This window comes from Pseudomonas sp. SIMBA_041, from assembly GCF_046535095.1.
Classification (GTDB): Bacteria; Pseudomonadota; Gammaproteobacteria; order Pseudomonadales; family Pseudomonadaceae; genus Aquipseudomonas; species Aquipseudomonas mucoides.
Map to the genome: position 1 here is coordinate 201,069 of NZ_JAWRXJ010000007.1, position 22,354 is coordinate 223,422.

General features: G+C 59.6%; 15 protein-coding genes. 5 read left to right on the top strand and 10 right to left on the bottom strand.

What is annotated here, in order from left to right:
• The first annotated feature begins 18 nt into the window (after positions 1-18).
• On the top strand, positions 19-5,247 hold the full coding sequence (locus tag SB725_RS18880; RefSeq protein ID WP_410922468.1) for a dermonecrotic toxin domain-containing protein: 5,229 nt from the start codon (positions 19-21) through the stop codon (positions 5,245-5,247).
• 42 nt (positions 5,248-5,289) lie between these two features.
• On the opposite strand, the gene metE is transcribed toward SB725_RS18880, so the two are convergent.
• The gene (gene metE, locus SB725_RS18885) at positions 5,290-7,602 is read right to left on the bottom strand and encodes a 5-methyltetrahydropteroyltriglutamate--homocysteine S-methyltransferase (protein WP_410922469.1); all 2,313 of its coding nucleotides are present in this window, start codon (positions 7,600-7,602) and stop codon (positions 5,290-5,292) included.
• Positions 7,603-7,709: 107 nt separating this feature from the next.
• Here metE and metR point away from each other — a divergent pair, with 107 nt between their 5' ends.
• Entirely contained in the window at positions 7,710-8,627 is a 918-nt protein-coding gene (metR, locus tag SB725_RS18890; RefSeq protein ID WP_007944922.1) for a transcriptional regulator MetR, read from the top strand.
• 32 nt (positions 8,628-8,659) lie between these two features.
• Here metR and SB725_RS18895 read toward each other — a convergent pair whose 3' ends face one another.
• The 5 genes from SB725_RS18895 to SB725_RS18915 form a co-directional block, all read right to left on the bottom strand.
• Positions 8,660-9,157: a GNAT family N-acetyltransferase gene (locus tag SB725_RS18895; protein WP_027922805.1), complete on the bottom strand. Its 498-nt coding sequence runs from the start codon at positions 9,155-9,157 to the stop codon at positions 8,660-8,662.
• Positions 9,158-9,159: 2 nt separating this feature from the next.
• Positions 9,160-9,798, bottom strand: a complete 639-nt coding sequence (locus tag SB725_RS18900) for a LysE family translocator (RefSeq protein ID WP_027922804.1) — start codon at positions 9,796-9,798, stop codon at positions 9,160-9,162.
• 24 nt (positions 9,799-9,822) lie between these two features.
• The gene (locus SB725_RS18905) at positions 9,823-10,257 is read right to left on the bottom strand and encodes an NUDIX hydrolase (RefSeq protein ID WP_027922803.1); all 435 of its coding nucleotides are present in this window, start codon (positions 10,255-10,257) and stop codon (positions 9,823-9,825) included.
• A gap of 203 nt (positions 10,258-10,460) precedes the next feature.
• Positions 10,461-11,786 (bottom strand): APC family permease, encoded by a 1,326-nt coding sequence (locus SB725_RS18910; protein ID WP_059182220.1) that lies wholly within the window; start codon positions 11,784-11,786, stop codon positions 10,461-10,463.
• A 238-nt stretch (positions 11,787-12,024) separates the two neighbouring features.
• On the bottom strand, positions 12,025-12,846 hold the full coding sequence (locus SB725_RS18915; protein WP_059182219.1) for a carbon-nitrogen hydrolase family protein: 822 nt from the start codon (positions 12,844-12,846) through the stop codon (positions 12,025-12,027).
• Positions 12,847-12,975: 129 nt separating this feature from the next.
• On the opposite strand from SB725_RS18915, the gene SB725_RS18920 reads away from it, so the two are divergent.
• Together SB725_RS18920 and SB725_RS18925 are read left to right on the top strand one after the other, a co-directional pair.
• On the top strand, positions 12,976-13,776 hold the full coding sequence (locus tag SB725_RS18920) for a helix-turn-helix transcriptional regulator (RefSeq protein WP_027922800.1): 801 nt from the start codon (positions 12,976-12,978) through the stop codon (positions 13,774-13,776).
• Positions 13,777-13,837: 61 nt separating this feature from the next.
• Positions 13,838-15,457, top strand: coding sequence for an FMN-binding glutamate synthase family protein (locus SB725_RS18925; protein ID WP_410922470.1), 1,620 nt, complete (start codon positions 13,838-13,840; stop codon positions 15,455-15,457).
• On the opposite strand, the gene SB725_RS18930 is transcribed toward SB725_RS18925, so the two are convergent.
• From SB725_RS18930 to SB725_RS18940, 3 genes are all read right to left on the bottom strand, one after another.
• Positions 15,435-16,964, bottom strand: a complete 1,530-nt coding sequence (locus SB725_RS18930; protein WP_410922471.1) for a glycosyltransferase family 39 protein — start codon at positions 16,962-16,964, stop codon at positions 15,435-15,437. The genes SB725_RS18925 and SB725_RS18930 overlap by 23 nt on opposite strands.
• On the bottom strand, positions 16,961-17,335 hold the full coding sequence (locus SB725_RS18935) for a GtrA family protein (RefSeq protein ID WP_027922798.1): 375 nt from the start codon (positions 17,333-17,335) through the stop codon (positions 16,961-16,963). Before SB725_RS18935 ends, SB725_RS18930 begins: the two co-directional genes overlap by 4 nt.
• 109 nt (positions 17,336-17,444) lie before the next feature.
• A complete protein-coding gene (locus SB725_RS18940) occupies positions 17,445-18,950 on the bottom strand; it encodes a glucosyltransferase domain-containing protein (RefSeq protein ID WP_059182217.1) in 1,506 nt (501 codons plus the stop codon).
• A gap of 248 nt (positions 18,951-19,198) precedes the next feature.
• Between SB725_RS18940 and SB725_RS18945 the strand changes: the two genes are divergently transcribed.
• Positions 19,199-20,323, top strand: coding sequence for an OpgC family protein (locus SB725_RS18945; RefSeq protein ID WP_027922796.1), 1,125 nt, complete (start codon positions 19,199-19,201; stop codon positions 20,321-20,323).
• Between the two features lie 56 nt (positions 20,324-20,379).
• Here the strand turns inward: SB725_RS18945 and SB725_RS18950 are convergent, their stop codons facing one another.
• Positions 20,380-21,801, bottom strand: a complete 1,422-nt coding sequence (locus tag SB725_RS18950) for an amino acid permease (protein WP_027922795.1) — start codon at positions 21,799-21,801, stop codon at positions 20,380-20,382.
• Positions 21,802-22,354 lie beyond the last annotated feature (553 nt).

The following is a 22,354-nucleotide window of genomic DNA, read 5'->3' on the forward strand; positions in this document are numbered from 1 at the left end:
GCACAGAGCCACGTTGTCATGAAAGAAAGTGCGTTCAGTCCCCTGCCCGTCTCTCCGCCAATCACGATGGCGGCCCATCCGCCCCTGAAGCACAACCCCGATGAAAGCCTGTTACTCAGCGCTACGGCGCGCTGGCGCGACAGCAGCCAGGGCTTGCAAGCGTTGTTTGCCGCCGCCCCCCTGAGAAACCACCGTCAGGACCCATCGCTCAACCAACGCTGGATGGCCTATTGGGACGCCCGGGCACCCGGTACGCCAGTGTCGCGACGCGAGCGGGCGGGTCAGTTGTACTGCAGCCATTTCGAGGCCTGTGCCCAAGTGGCGTTCGCGCGCAGAACCCTGACGGCAGAGCAGTTGCAGACGCTAGTGCTGATCCCTTCCCCTCCCGATTCCGGTCTGCGCCTGAATGATCAACCCATCCACATCGAGCAGTTGACCCTGATACTGAGCGACAGCGGCACCCTGAAACTCCCGGCTGCCTGGGTCATCAGCGTGGGCGAACGCCAACCCGTCGCGCAGTGGCTGTATTTGCCGAGCCGGGCGGTTCCCATTCAGGTCTTCAACCAGCGCAGTGACATGGAAGACTGGTTGTCTGAACAATCTCTCGTCCCGCAGGGCCTGCCTGATGATGACGTGCGTTTTGAATACGGCGCGAAAGATCAGCCTCTGACGGTCGGCATCACTGAGCGGCTGTTACACCCGCAGTACGCGGACGCCGTCGTTTTCGCCTTACCTCCAGACCATGAAACCCTGCCGCCAGACAACCCTGCCGGGGAGGATGAACAGCCGCTGTTCGACAGCCTGTTTGCCGATATCCCCTGGCCCCAGCGCCAGGCTTCGCTGAACCGCCAGCGCGATGCACTCGAGACGCTGCTGGGCGATCAACTCGAAAGCGACCGTCAACAAACATTCAAAGAGGCCTTGAAGACGCTGGAGACGGCAGAGCAAGTCGCTGATACGGCCGCGTCCACCCTGCTTTACAGGGCGCGCACCTTCGACTTCGTGACCATCAACCGCGAGTTCAGTGCGCTCTATCAGGCGCACAAGGATGGCCTGCGTGCCGAGGCCCAGCTTCAACTGGCGCTCAAACAGCTCAACAGCGACGAATTCAGCCTGCTTGAAGCGGTGCTGGACTCGCCGCTCGCGGCCGATCGTGACTCAGCCATTACCGCCGCCAGCTTGACGCTGTCGATGACAGAGGCAAACACCGGCGTCAAAACCGAAGAACTCATCGGCCCTTTCGTCATTACCCGAGCGCCGCTCGATGCCGCATCGCCGCGCAGTCTGTTGCTGTACTGGCCCGGCGCCGGCGGCGGTTTGCAACGGTTCGCCAATTGCACAGAACTGGAACGCCAGGTGTTCAAGATTCAGGACGGGGACACGGTTCTGGGCTTGAAAATGAACACAATCGAGACCGACCCGCTGCACTACAGCCTCAACAAAAAAACGAGTCATTTCGAAGAACAAGCAGCGCACATACGCCAACAATTTCCTGATGCAGCCCAGGCTCAACAGCGTGCAGATGAACTGGAAAAGCTGCGCAAAAAAACGCTGGCCGCCTTGCAAGTCCCGGTGCCGGCCGCCAGGAGCCAGGCCTTCTCTCACCTGTTGGAACAAAGCCGTAGCGCGACCCTTTTCTCTTTGCTGCCCACCTGGATGGCCAGGTTATCGGGAGCCGAACGCGTTGAGCTCAAGGGTTTGTTCGAGGGCTACATTCTGGCGATGCGCCGTAGTCATGAACAGCTGGAGATCGCCCTCCCCTCCCGTGACGATTTCACCCGCCAGCATGTGCAAGCCCGTCTGCGCAAAGACTTCTCGCTCAAGGGGCACTTTGACGTACAAATTGACCTGCCTGACTCGGTCCTGCTGAAAAAACAACTGTCGGATGGCGCAGCTCCGGGAACCCCGCAGAAACTCGTCGCAGTGCCCAGTGCAAGCCGCAGCAAAATGTCACTCGAAGAACTTGTCCAGCTCAACGTCGACAATACGCCCTCGATGCGGCTGGACCCCCTGTCACTGCGATTGGGATTTATGCGACTTGAAATCACGGTGACGGATGAAACCGAACGCCAGGCGTTGGCAAGGGGTATCACCCAGCCCTGGCTGCGCAAGATGGTGCCCGAGCTGGACTTGCCCCAAGGCTACGAAAACCTGATTCGCGATGCCTTCATGGGCTCGACCAGCGAGACCGCTTTCGTAAAAGAGCACCGGCGTGAATGCCTGATCGAGCCCTGGCGCCTGATGCTGCAATTGCAGGGAGCCTGCGCACGCCTGCAAAAGCGGATCAATCAACACGAATGGCAGATATTGAACATCGCCATTGATGCCGACACCCCGCAGGCCTGGAACGTTGAAGGCAAGCGCATTGTGCTCCTGCCGGCGTACCTGAGCGCCGGTGGCAAGGACACACCAAACGAGGGCCCCACCACGTTGTTGGGGGTGACGTTCATTCAAGAGCAAGTCAGCGGGATTACCCTGCTGTATCTGCCGGACAGTCCTGACGGCCAGTGCCTGCGTCGCTACGACAATCTTGAGGCGGCTCGCCAGGCCTTGTTCAATGCGTGCCTGCGCAGTGAGATGGTCAGTTATCTGGCAGGACGCGCCTTGCAAGGCACGGTGAGCGCTCATGAAAGCCGCATCAACCAGGCTGTGCTCAAGCATTTCAACGCGATGATCGGGATCGGGCTGCCCTGGCCGAAAACCACATCACTGTCGTCCCATTTGCTCAACGCGCACATGGGGCGACTGATCGAAGCGCATCGCGCAACCTCCCGTTCCAACGATGCCTTGTACCTGGAACGCTACGCGCTCAGCGGTCCGAGGGCGTTCAACTACATGAAAATGGCCTTGAGCATGGTGCCCTTTGTCGGCGCGGGCATCGCACTCTACGATGCCTGGCACAGCGCCAACCACGCCGTCGCGGCCCTGTTGCGCGGTGAGGCAGGCGACGGCCTGACGGAGATTGAATCGGTGTTGCTGTCGCTGATCGATGCCGCCATGGACGTTCTTCCTGGCGCGTCCGCAGGATCCCGGTCAGCCAAGGGCGCCCGTTCACTCACGCGGCTTCGTCAAATCCAGGCATTGGGCAAAAGCGCAGGAGCGTTGCAAGGAAGATCAAGGCGCCAAGCGCGGCATGGCTTCAATCGCTTCGCCGGTTACGACTACCAAAAGCCGATCTCTCTTGCCGGCTTGCAACCGGCCACCCACGGGATGTACCGCAACATTTACCGGCACGCAGACGGCGACTTTATCGTTCGCCAGGGGCGCATCTTTCAGGTTGAACGCAGCACGGATTCACGTAACTGGCGACTGACCGGCACGCCCCAAAAAACCTATAAACAACCCATCGGCCTTGATGAGGCGGGCCGTTGGGACACTTACTTCGGTGTCTACGGAGTGACCTTTGAGGGTGGCGGACTGGGAGGCGGTGGGGTGCTCGGGCATCTGGCGGACGGGCTAGACCCGCTCTGGCCGGCGGCCATTCGCGCACGCCTGCCACGCTGGTGGGCCGATCATGCCTTTCGCCGCCATCACCAATTGACCGAAGCCGTCGATGAATTTGCTCCGACACTCGACGCCCAAGTCCTGCGGACCAATGCCTTGATCGAGCAGTACAACATCAGTATCGAAACTCATCGCCCGACGCTGATGCCGGCGACAGAAGCCGCGTGTATCGGCGACATCGAACTGGCCAGCAGGCACTACCAGACGCTGGTTGAACTTTCGCCCCTCACTCACGGCAACAAAAAGCGCGTGCTGCGGGACATGCAGAGCCATGACGCTTCGTTGATCGCTGACCGGTACAAGCAACGGGTGTTCTTTGCCAATCATCGAGCCGATCCGTTGGTCGGCAGGATCGACGATCTCATCGGGCGCCTGGACGCACTGCCTAACTCCGCGCTCAGCGAACGCTTCCGTATTCTGCAAGACATCAGAAAGGTGCGTGTGGACTTCATGCACGAGCTGGATCAAATCGATGCCGCCATGCGCAATCTCAACCTGTGGTACGAACGCATAACGGTCAGCAGTCACAAGGCACAACTGACCGGCGAAGTCATGATGTTGAACAAGCGGCTCAGCGAGACCAACCTGCTCTACTTGAGAACCGGCCACCTGCTGGAAATCGTCAAGCGCTATGACACCACCCGGGAGATCTCCTGGTTTTATCTGCAAGGACAGGCGGAGAATCTGCGGGCCAAAGTCGATCGCGCCTTGTTCACCCAATACAGCCTGCCGGAAGTCACCGCCACCAGAACCCAGCGCAACCAGATCTTGCTGGAGTGCCTCGATCTCTACAGAGAATTTCGTCGCAACATGAACGCCTGGACCGCCAGCTATCCGCAACACTTCCATCTGGACGCCGTGGCGCCACTGCTGGAGGGTATCGAGAAAATGGCCGAACGAGCGCGCAGGGCCATCGATCAGCCGGTCCCCCCTTCCCCCGGCGGGCAACGCAGTAAAAAAGTCTTCACCACCGAAGATGGTCATTTGCTGATCGGGGTGGAGCATTGGGAGTCGACCACCCAGACGCACCGATACACGCTGACGGGGCGGGGCGGATACGAGGAAATCTGGGAACTGGGCGTCAACGGCAAGTCTCGCCTGCTGAATCCGCAGACACAGACGTCTAGAGCGCCACAAAGAAACCTTCAGGCCTTGGTCGAAGATGCCAATAACCGTCTGCAGTCCCAGGAAACCTACAAGGCCAGGGTTCAAGCGTATGCGGCTCAGGACATGCTTGGAGTCGATCTGGAGCACATGATGGTCAGCGAGGCCAGCGAGCTGAACCGTCGCGCCCTCACTATCGAAGAACTTGCCCCGCACAATTCCATCATTGAGCAACTGCGCGACAAGGCCACGGAACTCACGGCTACCGGTCGTCAAATGCGTACCCGCCAGTCGATACGTACGCAAAAACCTACCGATAGCATGCTCGACGACCTGATCAGCCAAAACGCAGTGCAGATTCGCAAAACGGCGCCGATGAAAAATCTTGGCAAACGCCCTGACGGACGGATCGATTACCTGCAGGAGTACCAAGTGTGGGACCTGACGGCCACGCCGCCCAAGGTGCTGTGGTACGCCCACTTCCACTACAGCAAACCCGCACCGGCATTCGCTGAATTCGAGAAAGCGCACTTGAAACTGCCCCAGCACCGGTATCTGACCCACGCCGACAACGCTGCCCTGCCCTACGCCGATATCGGCAAAAGATCAGTAGCACTAAAGCATTTCGAGCCGCTGTAAAACGGGAAACGGGAGCGGTTTTCCGCTCCCGTTTTGGGATTTTTATGCCAACTGGCTGCGCAATTGTCGCGCCGCCGCCACCATATTCACCAACGCGGCTTCGGTCTCCGGCCACGCTCGGGTTTTCAATCCGCAATCGGGGTTCACCCACAGGCGCTCGGCCGGAATCCGCTTCACGGCTTTGCTCATCAACTTGACCATCTCGGCGGTGTCCGGCACCCGTGGCGAGTGGATGTCGTAGACGCCCGGGCCGATGTCGTTCGGGTAGTCGAAGGCTTCGAACGCTTCCAGCAACTCCATGTCCGAACGCGAGGTTTCGATGGTGATCACGTCAGCATCCATGTCGGCGATGGCCTTGATCACGTCGTTAAATTCGCTGTAGCACATGTGGGTATGGATCTGGGTTTCATCCCGCACGCCGGACGCGCTCAAGCGGAACGCTTGCACCGCCCAATCGAGGTATTCCTGCCACTGCGCCCGACGCAGCGGCAAGCCTTCGCGGAACGCGGCTTCATCGATCTGCACGATCTTGATGCCGGCGTTTTCCAGGTCCACCACTTCATCACGCAGGGCCAGCGCCAACTGCTGCGCCTGGATTTTGCGCGACACGTCTTCACGGGGAAACGACCACATCAGCATGGTCACGGGACCGGTGAGCATGCCTTTCATGACCTTGTCGGTCAGGCCCTGCGCATAGGTGATCCAGTCGACGGTCATCGCCTTCGGACGGCTGAGGTCGCCGTAGATGATTGCCGGTTTGACGCAGCGCGAACCGTAGCTCTGCACCCAGCCGAAACGGGTAAACAGGTAGCCGTCCAGTTGCTCGGCGAAGTACTCGACCATGTCGTTGCGTTCGGCTTCGCCGTGTACCAGTACATCGAGGCCCAGGCGTTCCTGGATTTGCACGGCGTGGCGGATTTCACTGTGCATGGCGTCGGTGTAGTCGTTGGCCGACAGCTTGCCTTGCTTGAACGCCTGACGTGCCAGACGGATCGAACCGGTCTGCGGGAACGAACCGATGGTGGTGGTCGGGAATGCCGGCAATTTCAAACGTGCGCGTTGCTGTTCGATGCGCTGGGCAAACGGCGAATGGCGTTGGCTGTCTGCTGCGCCGATGGCGTTGATGCGCGCCTGCACGGCGGCTTTATGGATACGCGGCGACTCGGCGCGACTGGCTTGAATCGCCCGGCTTTCGGCCAGTGCGGTGTGAACTTTGGGTGATTGCGGATCGTTGAGGGCGTCGCGTAACACGGCGATTTCGCCACACTTCTGCACGGCAAATGCCAGCCAGCTTTTCAGTTCCGGGTCGAGTTTGTCTTCGCGCTCCAGATCCACCGGGCTGTGCAGCAACGAACAGGAACTGCTGACCCACAGGTTGTCGCCAAAGCGTTCCTGGGCCGGTTGCAGTTGCGCCAACACTTGTTCCAGTTCACAGTGCCAGACGTTGCGACCGTTGACCAGACCGACCGAGAGAATCTTGTAGGTCGGCAGACGATCCAGCACCTGGCCCAGTTGATCCGGGGCGCGCACGGCGTCGATGTGCAAGCCTTGCACCGGCAGGCCGACGGCCAGCCCGAGGTTGTCTTCCAGACCGCTGAAGTAGGTCGCCACGAGTTTTTTCAGCGGTGAGTATTGAAGGATGTGGTAAGCGCGTTCGAACGCATTTTTCCAGGCTTGCGGCAGGTCGAGGGTCAGGATCGGTTCGTCGATCTGCACCCATTCCACGCCTTGTGCGGCAAGGCGGCCGAGGATTTCGTTGTACACCGGCAGCAGGTGTTCCAGCAGGTCGAGTTTGTCGAAGTCGTTGCCTTTGGCCTTGCCCAGCCACAGGTACGTCAGCGGGCCAATGATGACCGGTTTGACGTTGTGACCGAGGGCCTTGGCTTCATCCACTTCGTCGAACAACTGTTCCCAGCTGAGTTTGAATTGCTGGTCAGCGCTGAATTCCGGGACCAGGTAGTGGTAGTTGGTGTCAAACCACTTGGTCAGTTCCTGGGCGTATTGCGCGGTGCCGTGGTCGCCGCCGCAGCAGTTCGCGCTGGCACCTCGGGCCATGGCGAACAGGGTGTCGAGGGTCGGCTGGCCGCTGGCATCCCTGGCGCTGTCGAAACGCTTGGGGATCACACCGAAGGTCAGGGAATGGGTCAGCACCTGGTCGTACCAGGCGAAGTCGCCGACCGGCAGCAGGTCGATGCCGGCGTCTTTCTGCAGTTGCCAATGGGTGGCGCGCAGTTGCCGGCCGACACGGTTCAGCGCGTCCTGATCGAGATCGCCCTTCCAGTAGGATTCGAGGGCTTTTTTCAGTTCGCGGTCCGCGCCGATGCGTGGGAAACCGAGGGTGTGGGCCAGCGCCATGGTGAATTGCTCCTGTAAAAGATGGCGCTATTGTCGACAGCCAAGCCAACATGAGACAAACTCAACCTTTTCGTGTTGATCACAAGTTTTCCTCATGGAGCCATCCGGTGCTTGAAATCCGCCACCTCAAGACCCTGCACGCCTTGCGTGAAGCCGACAGCCTGGTCGATGCCGCCGACCGTTTGCACCTGACGCAATCGGCGCTGTCCCACCAGTTCAAGGAACTGGAGGAGCGCATGGGCATGCCGCTGTTCGTGCGCAAGACCAAACCGGTGCGCTTCACCAGCGCCGGCCTGCGCCTGCTGCAACTGGCCGACGCCACCTTGCCGCTGCTGCGCGGCGCCGAGCGTGACATCGCGCGATTGGCCGGTGGCACCGCCGGGCGTTTGCACATGGCGATCGAATGCCACAGTTGCTTCCAGTGGCTGATGCCGACCATCGACCAGTTCCGCGATGCGTGGCCGGAAGTCGAACTGGACCTGGCGTCAGGGTTTTCCTTTGCACCGCTACCGGCGCTGGCCCGTGGCGATCTGGACCTGGTGGTGACCTCTGACCCGCTGGACATCGCCGGGATCACCTACGTGCCGTTGTTCACCTATGAAGCCATGTTGGCGGTGGCCAACCAGCACCGCTTGGCGAGCAAGGCGTACATCGTGCCGGAAGACTTACTCACGGAGACGCTGATCACTTATCCGGTGGAACGAGATCGGCTGGACATCTTCACCCGTTTCCTCGAACCGGCCGACATCGAACCGGCGCAGGTCCGTACCTCGGAACTGACGGTGATGATGATGCAACTGGTGGCCAGCGGTCGCGGCGTGTGTGGCATGCCGCATTGGGCGCTGCATGAATACAGCTCGCGGGGTTACGTGAAGGCCAAGCGGCTGGGTGAAAAAGGATTGTTTGCGACATTGTATGCGGGGATACGCGCGGACATGCTGGATGCGCCGTACATGCGTGATTTCTTGCTGACGGCGAAGGACACGTCGTTCTCGACACTGGATGGTGTGAGCGCCGTCAGATAACACAACACTCCTACAGGGGAATTGCGGTGGGTTCAGATTTCCCGCCACATGTGGATTTTGTCGAAGTATTCCTCGCCCACCCGCACCGCCAACGGTTCCAGGCCGAACTGGATAAAGCCGCAACGCTGGTACAGGTTGAACGCCGCGTCATTACCGGCAGTGACGGTCAGCTGAATCACCTTCAGCGCCGGATGCTGCTGCGCCTCGGCCAATGCCGCCTGCACCAGTTGAGACCCCAACCCGCGCTGGCGAACCGTACCGGACACGTACATGCCAAACAGTGTCGCCTTGTGCCGGGCCTTTTCCCGAGGCTCGAAGGCGAGACCGACGATGCCGGCCAACTTGCCCTCCTCGAATGCCCCGAACACCACATCCAGCTTGCTGGTCAGGCGCCCTTCCCACCAGCTCAGCGGCATGGCGGCGCGTTCGCGCACACTCGACGTAAAAGCCTGCGGATGACGGTCATAGGCTTCGAGCATCAGCTCCCGGTAAGCCAGCGCATGACTGGCGTCCAGCCGTTCAATCCACATGATCAAGCCGCCCTGCGTTGCTCAAGCATCAGCCGCACCGCCAGCGCCGCCAACACAAACCCCATGACATAACGCTGCAGCGCCAGCCAGGTCGGGTTCCTGACGAACCACGAGGCGATGCCCGCCGCGAACAGCGCGATGAGCAGGTTGACGCAGAAACTGACGCTGATCTGGGTCAGGCCGAGGATGATGCTTTGGCTGAACACCGAGCCGTGTTCAGGGTTGATGAACTGTGGAAACACCGACAGGTAAAACACCGCAATCTTCGGGTTCAACGCGCTGGTAAGAAAGCCCATAGTGATCAGTTTGCGCGATGAATCCGGTGGCAACTGCTGCGGTTCGAACGGTGAGCGGGCACCGGGTTTGACTGCCTGCCAGGCCAGCCACAGCAAGTACAACGCCCCCGCCCACTTCAACACTTCATAAGCCATCGGCACGGCCAGGAATACCGCGGTCAAACCGGCCGCCGCCGCGAACAAATGCACGAAGAACCCCGCGACCACGCCGAGCAAAGACGTCACACCCGCCTTGCGCCCCTGGCAGATCGAACGGGAGATCAGGTAGATCATGTTCGGCCCCGGCGTCAGCACCATCAGCAACGCGGCAGCGGCAAAAATCAGCAGGTCTTGAAGCGGGATCATGGGCAATCCTTCGTCCGGAAATGATCAGGCAGGTTCGGTCAGCGATGCTCGATAAAACGGCAGGATCAGGTCCCGTGTCAAGGGTGCCAGCCTGACACCGCCGTCGGTGGCCGGGTCAATCCAAATCACTTCTTCGATCTCGGCTGCGGGGGTGACGTCGGCATCGATGGTCAGCAAAAACAGCTCGGCCTGTACGACAAACCCCGGCTCGTTGGCCGCCGGTGCCGAGAATTGCCCAAGGTAACTGGCGTGCGCGGGGTCGATGAGCAAACCCAGCTCTTCTTCCAGCTCGCGGGCCAGGGCGTGAACCGGTTGCTCATGGGCTTCGATCTTGCCGCCCGGTTGCATGAAGGCTTGGGTGCCGCGCTTGCGCACCAGCAACGTACGGCCGTCGGGACCGATCAACAGGGCAGCGGCGATGCGGATGATGCGTGGCGAATCAGCGGATGCAAGGGTCATGGATCGCAATGGGCCTTGGGTAAAAGCCGCAAGGTTCACATAACCCTTGAGCATCGTCACGGGGAATATCCGCACTCACCGCCGATCCCCTTGTAGGTGTGAGCCTGCTCGCGATAGCGGTGTATCAGTCGACATCAATGGTGAATGCCGGACCGCTATCGCGAGCAGGCTCACTCCTACAACGGTTTTTCGGTGTCAGGAATTCAGGTGGCTTCCTGGAAATCCATTTCCGGAGGCTGGCGACGGAAACCGCCAGTCAGCACCGCCAGGTACACCACGCCAATCGCCAGCCAGCTCAGGCCCAGGTAAATCGCCAGGTGATCGAGACTGACCATCAGCCACAAGTCTGCCGCCAGGCCGATGAACGGGAATATCAGGAACAGCAGCAGTTCACGCGGGCCTTTTTTCTCGCCGCCGATCCAGTAGTGAAAGATCACCGACAGGTTAACCAGGCTGAAGGCGAGAAATGCGCCGAAGTTGATGAACGAGGTCGAGGTGGTGACGTCCAGTTTCAGCGCCAGCAACGCGACGACGGCGCACAACAGGATGCTGTTGACCGGGGTGCCGAAGCGTTCGTGCAAGGTGCCGAAGAACGATTTCGGCAGCACACCGTCGCGGCCCATGGCGAACAGCAGGCGCGAACCGCTGGCCTGCGCCGACAGGCCCGAGGCGAACTGGCCGACGATCAGGCCGATCAGGAAGATCGAGACGAACAGGTCGCCGCCGATGTTGCGGGCGATTTCATAGGCCGCCGAGTCGACGTTGTCGAACTGGAATGACGGGTGTGCGACCTGTACGAAGTAGGAGACGCTGACGAAGATCAGCCCACCGATCAGGGTGATCAGCATGATTGCCCGTGGGATGGTGCGGCGCGGGTCGCGGGTTTCTTCGGTCAGGGTGCTGACCGCGTCGAAGCCCAGGAACGAGTAACAGGCGATGGCCGCGCCGCTCATGATCAGCGGCATCTGCATGTCGCCGTTGAAGAACGGTTTGATCGACCACAACGGCGTGCTCGCATCGCCACCGACGTAGTGGATGCACAACACGACGAAGGCGATCAGCACCAGGGCCTGCACCAGCATCAGCAAGGCGTTGATGCCGTTGGCCAGCTTCAGGCCGACGATGTTGATCGCGCTGGTGATGCCGATGAACGCCAGCACCCACAGCCATTGCGGCACCGCCGGGAACGCGGAGTTGAGGTAGGCGGCGCCGATCAGCCAGATCGCCATCGGCAAAAACAGGTAATCGAGCAGCACCGCCCAACCGGCGATGAAGCCGAGCTTCGGGCTGATGGCTTTGCGTACATAGCTGTAGGCCGAGCCCGCGACGGGGAATGCCGAGGCCATTCGGCCGTAGCTCATGGCGGTGAAAAACATCGCCACCAGTGCCGCGAGGTACGCGGCCGGCACCATGCCGGCGGTGGATTGAGCGAGGATGCCAAAGGTGCCGAGCACAATGATCGGCGTCATGTAGGCAATGCCAAACAGCACCACCGAACCCAATGACAGGGTGCGTTGCAAACGAGCCATGAGCGACTACTCCGAATTTATTAGATTTATGGCAGAGCCGAGTTCGGCGCTAAATTTCGGGGGTTACGTTGTTGTTTTTGGTTCAAGGGACAAACAGGTGTGTCGTCTGTCAGGGCCTCATCGCGGGCAAGCCCGCTCCCACAGGGATCCTTGTGGATACAGATTTTGTGAATGACATAAATCCTGTGGGAGCAGGCTTGCCCGCGAAGGCGTCAGTCCCGACAACACAGAATCCGGATCAGCGCGAAGGAATCAGCAGCTCCCGAACCCCGCAAGCCCGCTCCACAATCTCCCCCGGCAACTTCAGCCGTTGATCATCCAGATACCGGTAGTCCTTGCGTGCTGCCTGCAACCGGTTGAAATCCAGCTCAACCGTGAATTGCCCCTCATGGCGTCCCGCTTCGAACAACAGCGTGCCCAGCGGATCCACCAGCGCACTGCCGCCAGCGAACACCAACCCGTCATCACCCGCTTCCACCCGATTGACCATCAGCGCAAACGCCTGGTTTTCCTGGGCACGGGCCATGATCGCGGTGCGATGCGTCGGGCCGTAGGGGTCCATGTTGCCGTTGGTGACGATCAGCAATTCGGCGCCCAGTTGCGCAAGGGCGCGGGCGGTTTCCGGGAATTCGATGTCGTAGCAGATCAGCAGGCCGACCCGCACACCGTTCCACTCGCAGGTGGCGTAACGGTCGCCGGGCTCGAACACGCCGCGATCCGAGGCCCACAAATGCGTCTTGCGGTATTTCAGCGCGATGCCTTCGGGGGTGATCAGCAGCGTGGTGTTGTAGAAGCGACCGTTGTCGTTCTCGGCCATGCCGATCACCACGGCGATGTTGCGCTCACGGGCGGCGGCGAGCACTGCGCTGACGGTCGGGCCGTCCAGTGGTTCGGCGGTTTGCGCCACGGTGTCGGCGGTCGGAAAGCCCATCAGGTGGGTTTCCGGGAAGACGATCAGTTGCGTGTCGGCAGCGCAGGCCGCAATCGCCACCAGGGCGCGTTCGAGGTTGTACGCGGTGCCGTTGTCACGGCCCGCCAACTGGGCGAGTTCGACTTTCATCGGTATTCCTTGTTCTTGGGGAGGCCGGGCGGCAGAAAGATTGCCCGGCCGGTTTCTGTGCGCCAGTATGCGCAGCAAGCCAGCGGCCGGGGAATCACGCCGCTGGGGTAACCCGATAGGGGTAGAGGCATGACACTTTCGCTGGACGACATCGCTTGGCACCGCTCGGTCGGTCAACTGATCGACGCCCTGGACAAGCCCAATTTCTGGACGCAACTGGTGCGTCTGCTGGATCAGTACGTGACCTTCGACAGTTGGGTGGCCCTGCTTTTCAGCGCCGACCAGCACCCGCAAGTGTTCGCCGAATGCCCGGGTGAGGACGGCAGCCCGGATCAGTTGTTTCAGGATTATCTGCGCGGTTTGTATCTGTTGGACCCGTTCTACATCGCCTGTCGCGAGCAGTCGCGCACCGGCCTCTATCGCCTGTCGGAAGTGGCACCGGAGCACTTTGAGCTGACCGAGTATTACCAGCGCTACTTTCGTCTGAATGTGGTCGCTGATGAAATCCAGTTCAATTGCCAGCTCGAAGGCGACCGCACGTTGTGCCTGTCATTGGGCAGCAAGCAACGTTTCAGTGGCCAGCAGATAGCCTTGCTGTCGCTGATCCAGCCGTGGGTGCTGGGCCTGTTGCGCCAGCGCCTGCCCTATGAAATCAACGAAGTCGTGGCCCTCGCGCCGTCGCCACCGCAACCCGACTGGCGCGTGCAGCTGGAAGCGTCGGTGCAGCAACTCAAAGGCGCGCAACTGACCGCCCGGGAACTGGATGTCGGGCGGTTGATGCTCAGCGGTTGCTCCAGTAAAGAAATCGCCCGTAAGCTGGAAATCTCCGTGGAAACCGTGAAAGTCCATAAGAAACACATGTACAGCAAGCTGGGGATCAAATCCCAGTCCGAGCTGTTTTCGATTTTTCTGCAGGCACAGAATGCCTGATACACCGCTCTCCTACAGAGATCTCTGTGGCCACAACCGAGTCCGACCCCAAGGAAACCGTATGAGCCTGTCACTCCTGAGCCGCTACGCCTTCTTTGCCGCTTGCGTGATCTTCACCCTCGCCAGTCTGCCTTTTCTCGAATACGACTGGCTCTGGCCGATCACCGCCGTCACCGGTGTGCTCAGCCTGATCGGCCTGTTCGATCTGCTGCAAAGCCCCCACGCGGTGCGCCGCAACTACCCGATCCTCGGCAACATTCGTTACCTGGTGGAGGGCATTCGTCCGGAAATCCGCCAGTACCTGCTCGAATCCGACAGCGATGCCCTGCCCTTCTCCCGAGCCCAGCGCTCGCTGGTCTATTCGCGCGCCAAGAACGAAAGCGCCGACAAGCCCTTCGGCACGCTGATCGATGTGTATCAATCAGGCTTCGAGTTCATCGGCCACTCGATGCGCCCGGCGCCGTTGAGCGACCCGAGCAGTTTTCGGGTGATCGTCGGCGGCCCGCAGTGCACGCAACCGTACTCGGCCTCGGTGTTCAACATCTCGGCCATGAGTTTCGGCTCGCTCAGCGCCAACGCGATTCGTGCGTTGAACCAGGGCGCCAAGCTCGGCAATTTTGCCCATGACACCGGCGAAGGCAGCATCAGTGCTTATCACCGGGAAAACGGCGGCGACCTGACCTGGGAACTCGGCAGCGGCTACTTCGGTTGCCGCACCGCTGACGGGCGCTTCGACCCGGAACGCTTCGCGGCCCAGGCGCAAACCCCGCAAGTGCGCATGATCGAAATCAAGATGAGCCAGGGCGCCAAGCCCGGCCACGGCGGGATTCTGCCCAAGCACAAAGTCACCAAGGAAATCGCCGAAACCCGCGGCATCCTGATGGGCGAAGACTGCATCTCGCCGTCGCGGCACAGCGCGTTTTCCACGCCGATCGAACTGATGCACTTCATCCAGCAACTGCGAGAACTGTCCGGCGGCAAACCGGTGGGCTTCAAGTTCTGCCTCGGTCACCCGTGGGAATTCATGGGCATCGCCAAAGCCATGCTGGAAACCGGCATCCTCCCGGATTTCATCGTCGTCGACGGCAAGGAAGGCGGCACCGGCGCCGCGCCGGTGGAATTCACCGACCACATCGGCGTACCGATGCGCGAAGGTCTGTTGTTCGTGCACAACACACTGGTCGGCCTGAACCTGCGGGACAAAATCAAACTCGGTGCCAGCGGCAAGATCGTCAGCGCTTTCGACATCGCCAGCGTCCTGGCCATCGGTGCCGACTGGGCCAACTCGGCACGCGGTTTCATGTTCGCCATCGGCTGCATCCAGTCGCAGAGCTGCCACACCAACAAATGCCCGACCGGCGTCGCCACCCAGGACACCTTGCGCCAGCGCGCACTGGTGGTCCCGGACAAGGCCCAGCGGGTGTTCAACTTCCACCGCAACACGCTCAAAGCCCTGGCTGAAATGTTGGCGGCGGCGGGTCTCGATCACCCTTCGCAGTTGTCGGCCAAGCATCTGGTACGACGCATGTCGGCGACCGAGATCAAGTTGTTCTCGCAGCTGCATGTGTTCCTGAAACCCGGGGAGTTACTCACCGGTGAAGTGAACGGCGAGTTTTACTCGCGGATGTGGCAGATGGCGCGGGCGGACAGTTTTGAGCCTAATGAGGTGGTTGCTGCGTGAGGAATGGTCGCGCGTCAGCCTCGCGAGAGGTTGGCGTTGCAGCGCGTGTAAACAGTCGAGCTTCTACGTCACCTCCATCAATCATCATTGTTTGGTTCCAGTATTGCGCGAGTACCCTTTCATCTTTCGCTGGAGTTTTATCTGTTATCCACCAGACTCGTTTGGTCGTGGGTGCCCACACCGTAAAGTCCTCGAAGATGATGTGATTCGAACGTCGGGGCAGAAGCGCCCAGCCACCCTGATCAGGATAGCCCCAGAGCACCGGTTTATTTGAAGGGGTGTAAATCCTCGGTTGCGTGCCTGTGGTGTTGTAGTACGTAAACGGCAAGTACCAGGACAAACTGTCGATCATGATCTCGTCACCCGGTCGCCAACTACGGTTAATCATGGCCGCCACCCTATCCATTTTAATATCCATGCCATTGCCATCTTGGTAGTACTTGAAAAGCCCCAGCACTTCTCCGGTTAAAAACACGGTCAAAACGCCCATAGCAAGAACACGCTTTTGCGGTAACCAGAAACTTAGAGCAACAGCAACAATAAGCGGTAACCCGAGGGCTGCGAATAAAAGGTATCTGGGGACAAACGCAGGTGCTAACAGAGCGATCAAAAAAAGCGTAATAGCCGGTACAAAAAAATACCCGACCAGAAGCCCCCTGTAACGACGGTCACTCTGATCGTTCAACAACACCGATGCTGCGCACACAAGGATCAACAGTGTCGGCAGCACGCGCCATCCTGACTCTTCCGCTACCACGTTACTCATCACCATGAACGGCCAGACGACCGTCAAAACGGTGTGCCACGTAAGCGGTGGTATCCATTCGAACCCGCACCTTCGTAGCAGATGCTCAAGGAAATGAGGCAGCCACGGCAGGAACAGCAAGACAATCAAACCGTTGGCCAATACCCATGCCCGATCAGATACCCCTCGCGCTCGCCACCAGAAAAGCCAATGCACCAAGACACACAGCCCGGCGAAGTAATGCGTATAGAAAGCCGCGGTCATCAACAGCACATACAGGATCGCAAAGCGTTTTCGCTGCGGTGCATTGACCCAGCACACCAACGCCACGGTCGCGGCCATGAGCCAAAAACCGAGCGTCGTGTACATGCGGATTTCCTGGCTATAGCGAACCGAAATCGGCAGCAATGCCAGCAACACAGCCGCAATCCAGGTCGCCCTGCGCGTCGCTATCAGGCTCATCAGTTTGATGCTGAGCAACAAGGTGCCGACATCGGCCAGGGCACTCAGCGATCGCGCTGACAACACACCATTGCCGAACACCAACATCCAGTAATGCAGCAACACATAGTAGAGCGGAGGATGAACATCCCGCGCCGTGGTGGACCAGATTTCCGCAGGCGAACGCTCGGCTAGCAGCAGGCTGTAGGCTTCGTCGTACCAGACACTCGGCGTGGTGATGGCGTGAAATCTCACGAATAACGCGATCGCCACCACCACAGACAGCGCCGCCACCTCCCCAGTACAGCGCGAAATTTTCACGCCTCGCGCTCGTGCAACAAGACCAATCTCGAAAAGATGATTCCGCAGATCAGACTCAAGACCGAAAACGAGCCGACGGTCAACAGCCCATGGACCTTCCAGACATCGGCGTAATGTCCAACAACGAAACTCATGACGCCCATAAAGAAGACATACAGCAGATAACGAAGTACCGACGTCCCGGCTTCAAACGTGTACAGCGCATGAACATAGAAGGAAAACGTAGCTGCCACACAAAATGCCGAAAGGTTACTGGCCGCCTGACTTATTCCGGCGGCTGTGTTCAGAATATAAAAGAGCTGCCAATGAATCAGTGTATTGGCCACGCCAACCACCGCGTAGGTGGAAAACTCTTTCCATAAGGCTTTCATGTCCGTTCCCTGGCTGTTTGCTGTTTCAGGCGTCAACCTAAAGCCAGCGCAAGATGTGCGTCTACTGTCAGAACTAACAGGTAGCGCAGCCTTCCAGACCAACGGTCGATTACCACTGCAGCGTGGTCACCCGAGGCGGCTCCTTCATGACGATGAATCCGTAATCCCCCAGCAGATAAATGCGATAGAACAGGCTGTCCACCAGCGGTGGATAACCCTGGTACCCCACCCACGTGGCGTTACGCCGTTCCTTTTCCCTGACCACGTTGGTGATGCCTGTTTTCGGCAGGTTTTCCGCGAGCATGTAGAAGTCGATGTTCAACAGGTAGTGCAATACCGGCAGTTGCTTGAATGACCCGGCGGCGGCCACCAGCCAGTGATCCGAATAACTGACCGACAGGTAAATGCGCTTGGCGTTGCGCAATGCGGGGCGGGAGGCGATGTCGGCACTCAAGGCATACAGCGCGTTGGTCGAGAAGGTCTTTTGCAAGGTCAGTACGCGGCCATAAGCGAAGGACAACGAGAGCGTCGCCAACAGCGGGATTAACAACAGCAAGGGCAGCTTTCCATGCAATGACGCCAGCACCCGATGACTCAGGTAGAACAGTAAAACCAGCACAACGCCAAAGCCCATCAAGGTTCGGGCGCCTTCATTGAAGTCGCGGAAAAACAACGAGATGCCGGGAACGAGCAACATCAAAACCGGCAGCATCAACAGACACGCAATACCGATCACCGCTTTGTGCAGGCCGGTGTCCCATCGCGCCAGCACACCCCGCCCCACGCACACACCACCGGCGATGGCGCACAACAACAGCGCGCCGAATACCCAGGCAAACCCGCCATGAAACAGCAGCACGATTTTTTCCAGGACCCGGCCGGCATTGATTTCAACTTGCAGCAGCGGCGCGGCCGCACCGTTCAACATCGAGGTGCGGGTTTGACTCATGCAGGCAAACGCCGTGGCGTAATAGATCAAGCCTGCCAGCACCAACTGCGCGACTTTCCAGCCGAGCAATCGGCACCACGCGGGCCACGATAATCGATCGTTGGCGCCCCGCAGCAGCTCCAGGCAACAGAGCCCGAGAAACACATTGATGCTGACCTGATAAAGGCCGATGGCCAATGCGATCAACAGTGCCGGAACCGTGAGTTGCTGGACGCGCGAGAGGCTGCGGAAGGTAATCGCGTAGATCACCGCCACCACGCTCAGCGCCATGGTCGGGCCGTCGTATTGGTACGACAGGTTTTGCAGGAAAAACGGGTTGTACCAAAGTGGCAGCAACACCAGGCAATGGCCGAACGTCGGTTCGGGGAAATAATGGAACGTCAGGCGCGTCAGGGCGGCGCTCATGGCCAGGGTGGCAATCAACAGGGGCAACGGAAAAATATTGGGCGCGGCACCGCTGAAGGTCAGCAGGTAATAGAACCATTGCGCGAACAGGCGGCCCTCCTCCGTCCACGCCGCACCGGCAGCGAGGGAACGCCAGTTGTCATCGATATAGGGGTAATCCGCGAGGATCAGCGGCAGGGCATACAGCAGCGTCGCGAGAAGAAACAACAACCAGACCTGACGGCCTGCGAGTTCTTTGTCGAGCCAATCGCTGATCTTCATGCCGGCGCCTCATGGGAATTCCGCCTTCAATCGATAAAGCTTTGAACCCGACGGTAGCCAGAGATCGCGGGGCCGCGCGGCTTTTAGACAGGCGGTTATCGTTCGGCGATGCTCAGAGACATTCGGTAATACCCGGACTTTTGCAATTAACCGTAAATCACGGCACCCTGCGCGCCGCCGATGTGCGGCGCGTTACCCTTTGTGGCGCCGTTCGCTCCTACTTCAAAACCGTTCAAGAGCCCGCCGCCATGACGACTGAACGCGATCACCGAATCGACTTTTTCCGAGGCCTGGCACTGATCTTCATTTTCTGGGATCACGTGCCCCACAACCCCATGGGTCAAATCACCCTGCGCAATTTCGGCTTCAGCGATGCGGCGGAAATCTTTGTGTTCCTGGCCGGTTATGCGGCAGTCCTGGCCTACGGCAAGATCCTCGCGCGCGACGGTTATCTGATCGCCTGCGTGAAAATCCTGCGCCGCGCCTGGGTGCTGTACGTGGTGCACATTTTCCTGCTGGCGATGCTGATGGGCATCGTGTTTTTCGCCAACAGCCATGTGGAAACCCGTGATCTGGTCGAGGAAATGGGCCTGCACCACTTCATCAGCAACCCGCAGCAAGCATTGACGGATGAACTTCTGTTGCGCTTCAAGCCGAACCTGATGGACCCGTTGCCGCTGTACATCGTGCTGCTGGCCGGGTTGCCGCTGGTGCTGCCGATGCTGGTGCGCAAAGCGTGGGCGGTGGTGGCGGTGTCGTTGACTGTTTACCTGCTGGCGCCTTCGTTTGGCTGGAACCTGGCCGCGATCAAGGACGGCGTGTGGTACTTCAACCCTGTCACCTGGCAACTGCTGTTTGTGCTCGGTGGCGCAGCGGCGATTCACGGGCAAAAGCCCCGGGCGGCCGAGACGCGTCCGCTGCTGCGCCAGCCGTTGTTTGTCGGTGCGGCGATGTATGCGGTGCTGGCCGGGGTGATCACCGTGTCCTGGCGCTGGCCGGAAATACATGATGCCGTGATGCCAACGATGCTGAGTAATCTGCTGTACCCGATCAGCAAGACCGACCTGTCGCCGGTGCGCCTGCTGCACTTTCTGGCCCTGGCGTATGTCACGGCGAAACTGTTGCCGGACACGGGCTGGACGCAACACTGGCTGGCCCGGCAATGCTCGCGCATGGGGCGTTATTCGCTGGAGGTGTTCTGCCTCGGCGTGTTACTGGCGCCGTTGGCCGACATGGTCAACGCCCTGACCGACGATGCGTTTGCCATGCAAATTTTCACCGCACTGGTGGGGGCCGGGTTGATGGGGTTGTTGGCGGTCTGGCTGGAGTTCAATAAACGCCTGACGCGATCACCGCAAAACGCAATCGCCTGAAACCAAAAAGCCCCGGTCATCTCGACCGGGGCTTTTTGCATTTCAAACGTTACGTCTTACGAAGCCGAATGCACCGCGCCTTGCGACGCATTGGTCGGTTGCAACTTGAACACGTAGAACAACACCGTCAGCAGCACCAGGAACGCCGGGCCCACATACAGCGCCACGCGGGTGTCCGGGAAGTACGCCATCAGGCCGACCACCAGCACCAGGAACGCCAGCGCCAGGTACGAGCTGACCGGGTACAGCCACATTTTGTATTTGAGGCCGGCACGTTCGCTGGCGCTCAGGCCTTGGCGGAATTTCAGCTGGGCCAGCAGGATCATCACCCAGGTCCAGATCGCACCGAAGGTGGCAATCGCGGTGACCCAGACGAAGACCTTCTCCGGCACCAGGTAGTTGAGCAACACGCCCAGCAGCAATGCGCCCATCGACAGCAGCAAGGCGCGACGCGGCACGCCGTTGCTCGAAGTCTTGGCGAATCCGGCCGGGGCCTGGCCGTTCTGCGCCAGGCTGTAGAGCATGCGCCCGGTGCTGAAGATGCCGCCGTTGCAGGACGACAGCGCGGCGGTGATCACCACGAAGTTGATGATACCGGCGGCGGTCTTGATGCCCAGACGCTCGAACGTCATCACAAACGGGCTGCCCTGGGTGCCGATTTCGTTCCACGGGTAGATCGACAGAATCACGAACAGTGCGCCGACGTAGAACAGCAGAATCCGCCAGAACACCGAGCCGATCGCATCCGGGATGGTCTTCTGCGGGTTCTTGGCTTCACCGGCGGTCAGGCCGATCATCTCGACGCCAAGGTAGGCGAACATGACCATTTGCAGGGACATCAACACGCCTTGCACGCCATTAGGCATGAAACCACCGTGAGCCCAGAGATTGGAAACCCCAAGCGCCACGCCGTCGTTACCGAAGCCGAACGCGATCACGCCGATGCCGCCAACCACCATCGCAATAATGGTGACGATCTTGATCAGGGCGAACCAGAATTCGAATTCACCGAAGGCTTTGACCGCGATCAGGTTGATGGTGCCCATGCTGATCAACGCCGACAGCGCCCAGATCCAGCGCGGCACATCGGGGAACCAGACGCCCATGTACACCGCTACCGCCGTGATTTCCGCGACGCAGGTTACCAGCCACAGGAACCAGTAATTCCAGCCGGTCAGGAAGCCCGCCAAGGGGCCGAGGTAGTCTTGGGCGTAACGGCTGAACGAGCCGGCGACCGGGTTGTGCACGGCCATCTCGCCGAGGGCGCGCATAATCACCAGGATCGCCAGACCGCCGATGATGTAGGAGAGCATGATGGCGGGGCCGGCCATTTCGATGGCCTTGGCCGACCCCAGGAACAGACCGACGCCGATACAGGCACCGAGTGCCATCAAGCGAATATGCCGTTCGCCGAGTTCGCGTTTAAGCGGGCCGCCCTGAGCGGTCTCGCCGTGGGGCAGGTGATTGCCAGCTGGCATAGGGACATCCTCGTCTTGTTATTGGATATAGCCACCGAGTGTCGAAGCGCTGACCGATAAGCCATTGCTTGCCTGAAACCGGCCGTACTTCGTGAGCAGGACCGTCCTGTAGGACAAAACCTCCAGGATCAGCGGGACGTGCAGTATAAAAAGCATTGCCCAGGTGTTTTCACTCAATAAACCACAAAATGCAGCCACAACTCTCGGCAAAAGACGGTTTTGCGGAGAGGGTTTAACTGGCTAAAAGTGATTTCACCCGTGACAGAAAACGGCGCCGAGTATTGCACAGCATTGGTGCATCGTCATGCCCAGACCTTCGCCGCATTTACCTTGGGAGGTGTCTAGCTCAGCCATTCCAGACACCAACCCCCTGTGGCGAGGGAGCGTGCTCCCGCTCGACTGCGTAGCAGTCGCAATTCTGTGTTCAAAGGATTATCTGAAAGAACGTCATTGCGCTTATTAGTCTGCTTCGCAGACCAGCGGGAGCAAGCTCCCTCGCCACAGAGACTGTTCCTTCAGATGATTCAGACATTTCACTCAGAACTTGAAGCCA

Bases quoted from the DNA above. Each gene is read 5' to 3' on its own strand.
- metE (WP_410922469.1), bottom strand. From the start codon at position 7,602: ATGGCGCTGGCCCACACCCTCGGTTTCCCACGCATCGGCGCGGACCGC.
- SB725_RS18950 (WP_027922795.1), bottom strand. From the start codon at position 21,801: ATGCCAGCTGGCAATCACCTGCCCCACGGCGAGACCGCTCAGGGCGGC.
- SB725_RS18945 (WP_027922796.1), top strand. From the start codon at position 19,199: ATGACGACTGAACGCGATCACCGAATCGACTTTTTCCGAGGCCTGGCA.
- SB725_RS18935 (WP_027922798.1), bottom strand. From the start codon at position 17,335: ATGAAAGCCTTATGGAAAGAGTTTTCCACCTACGCGGTGGTTGGCGTG.
- SB725_RS18880 (WP_410922468.1), top strand. From the start codon at position 19: ATGAAAGAAAGTGCGTTCAGTCCCCTGCCCGTCTCTCCGCCAATCACG.
- SB725_RS18925 (WP_410922470.1), top strand. From the start codon at position 13,838: ATGAGCCTGTCACTCCTGAGCCGCTACGCCTTCTTTGCCGCTTGCGTG.
- SB725_RS18910 (WP_059182220.1), bottom strand. From the start codon at position 11,786: ATGGCTCGTTTGCAACGCACCCTGTCATTGGGTTCGGTGGTGCTGTTT.
- SB725_RS18920 (WP_027922800.1), top strand. From the start codon at position 12,976: ATGACACTTTCGCTGGACGACATCGCTTGGCACCGCTCGGTCGGTCAA.
- SB725_RS18915 (WP_059182219.1), bottom strand. From the start codon at position 12,846: ATGAAAGTCGAACTCGCCCAGTTGGCGGGCCGTGACAACGGCACCGCG.
- SB725_RS18905 (WP_027922803.1), bottom strand. From the start codon at position 10,257: ATGACCCTTGCATCCGCTGATTCGCCACGCATCATCCGCATCGCCGCT.
- SB725_RS18895 (WP_027922805.1), bottom strand. From the start codon at position 9,157: ATGTGGATTGAACGGCTGGACGCCAGTCATGCGCTGGCTTACCGGGAG.
- SB725_RS18900 (WP_027922804.1), bottom strand. From the start codon at position 9,798: ATGATCCCGCTTCAAGACCTGCTGATTTTTGCCGCTGCCGCGTTGCTG.
- SB725_RS18940 (WP_059182217.1), bottom strand. From the start codon at position 18,950: ATGAAGATCAGCGATTGGCTCGACAAAGAACTCGCAGGCCGTCAGGTC.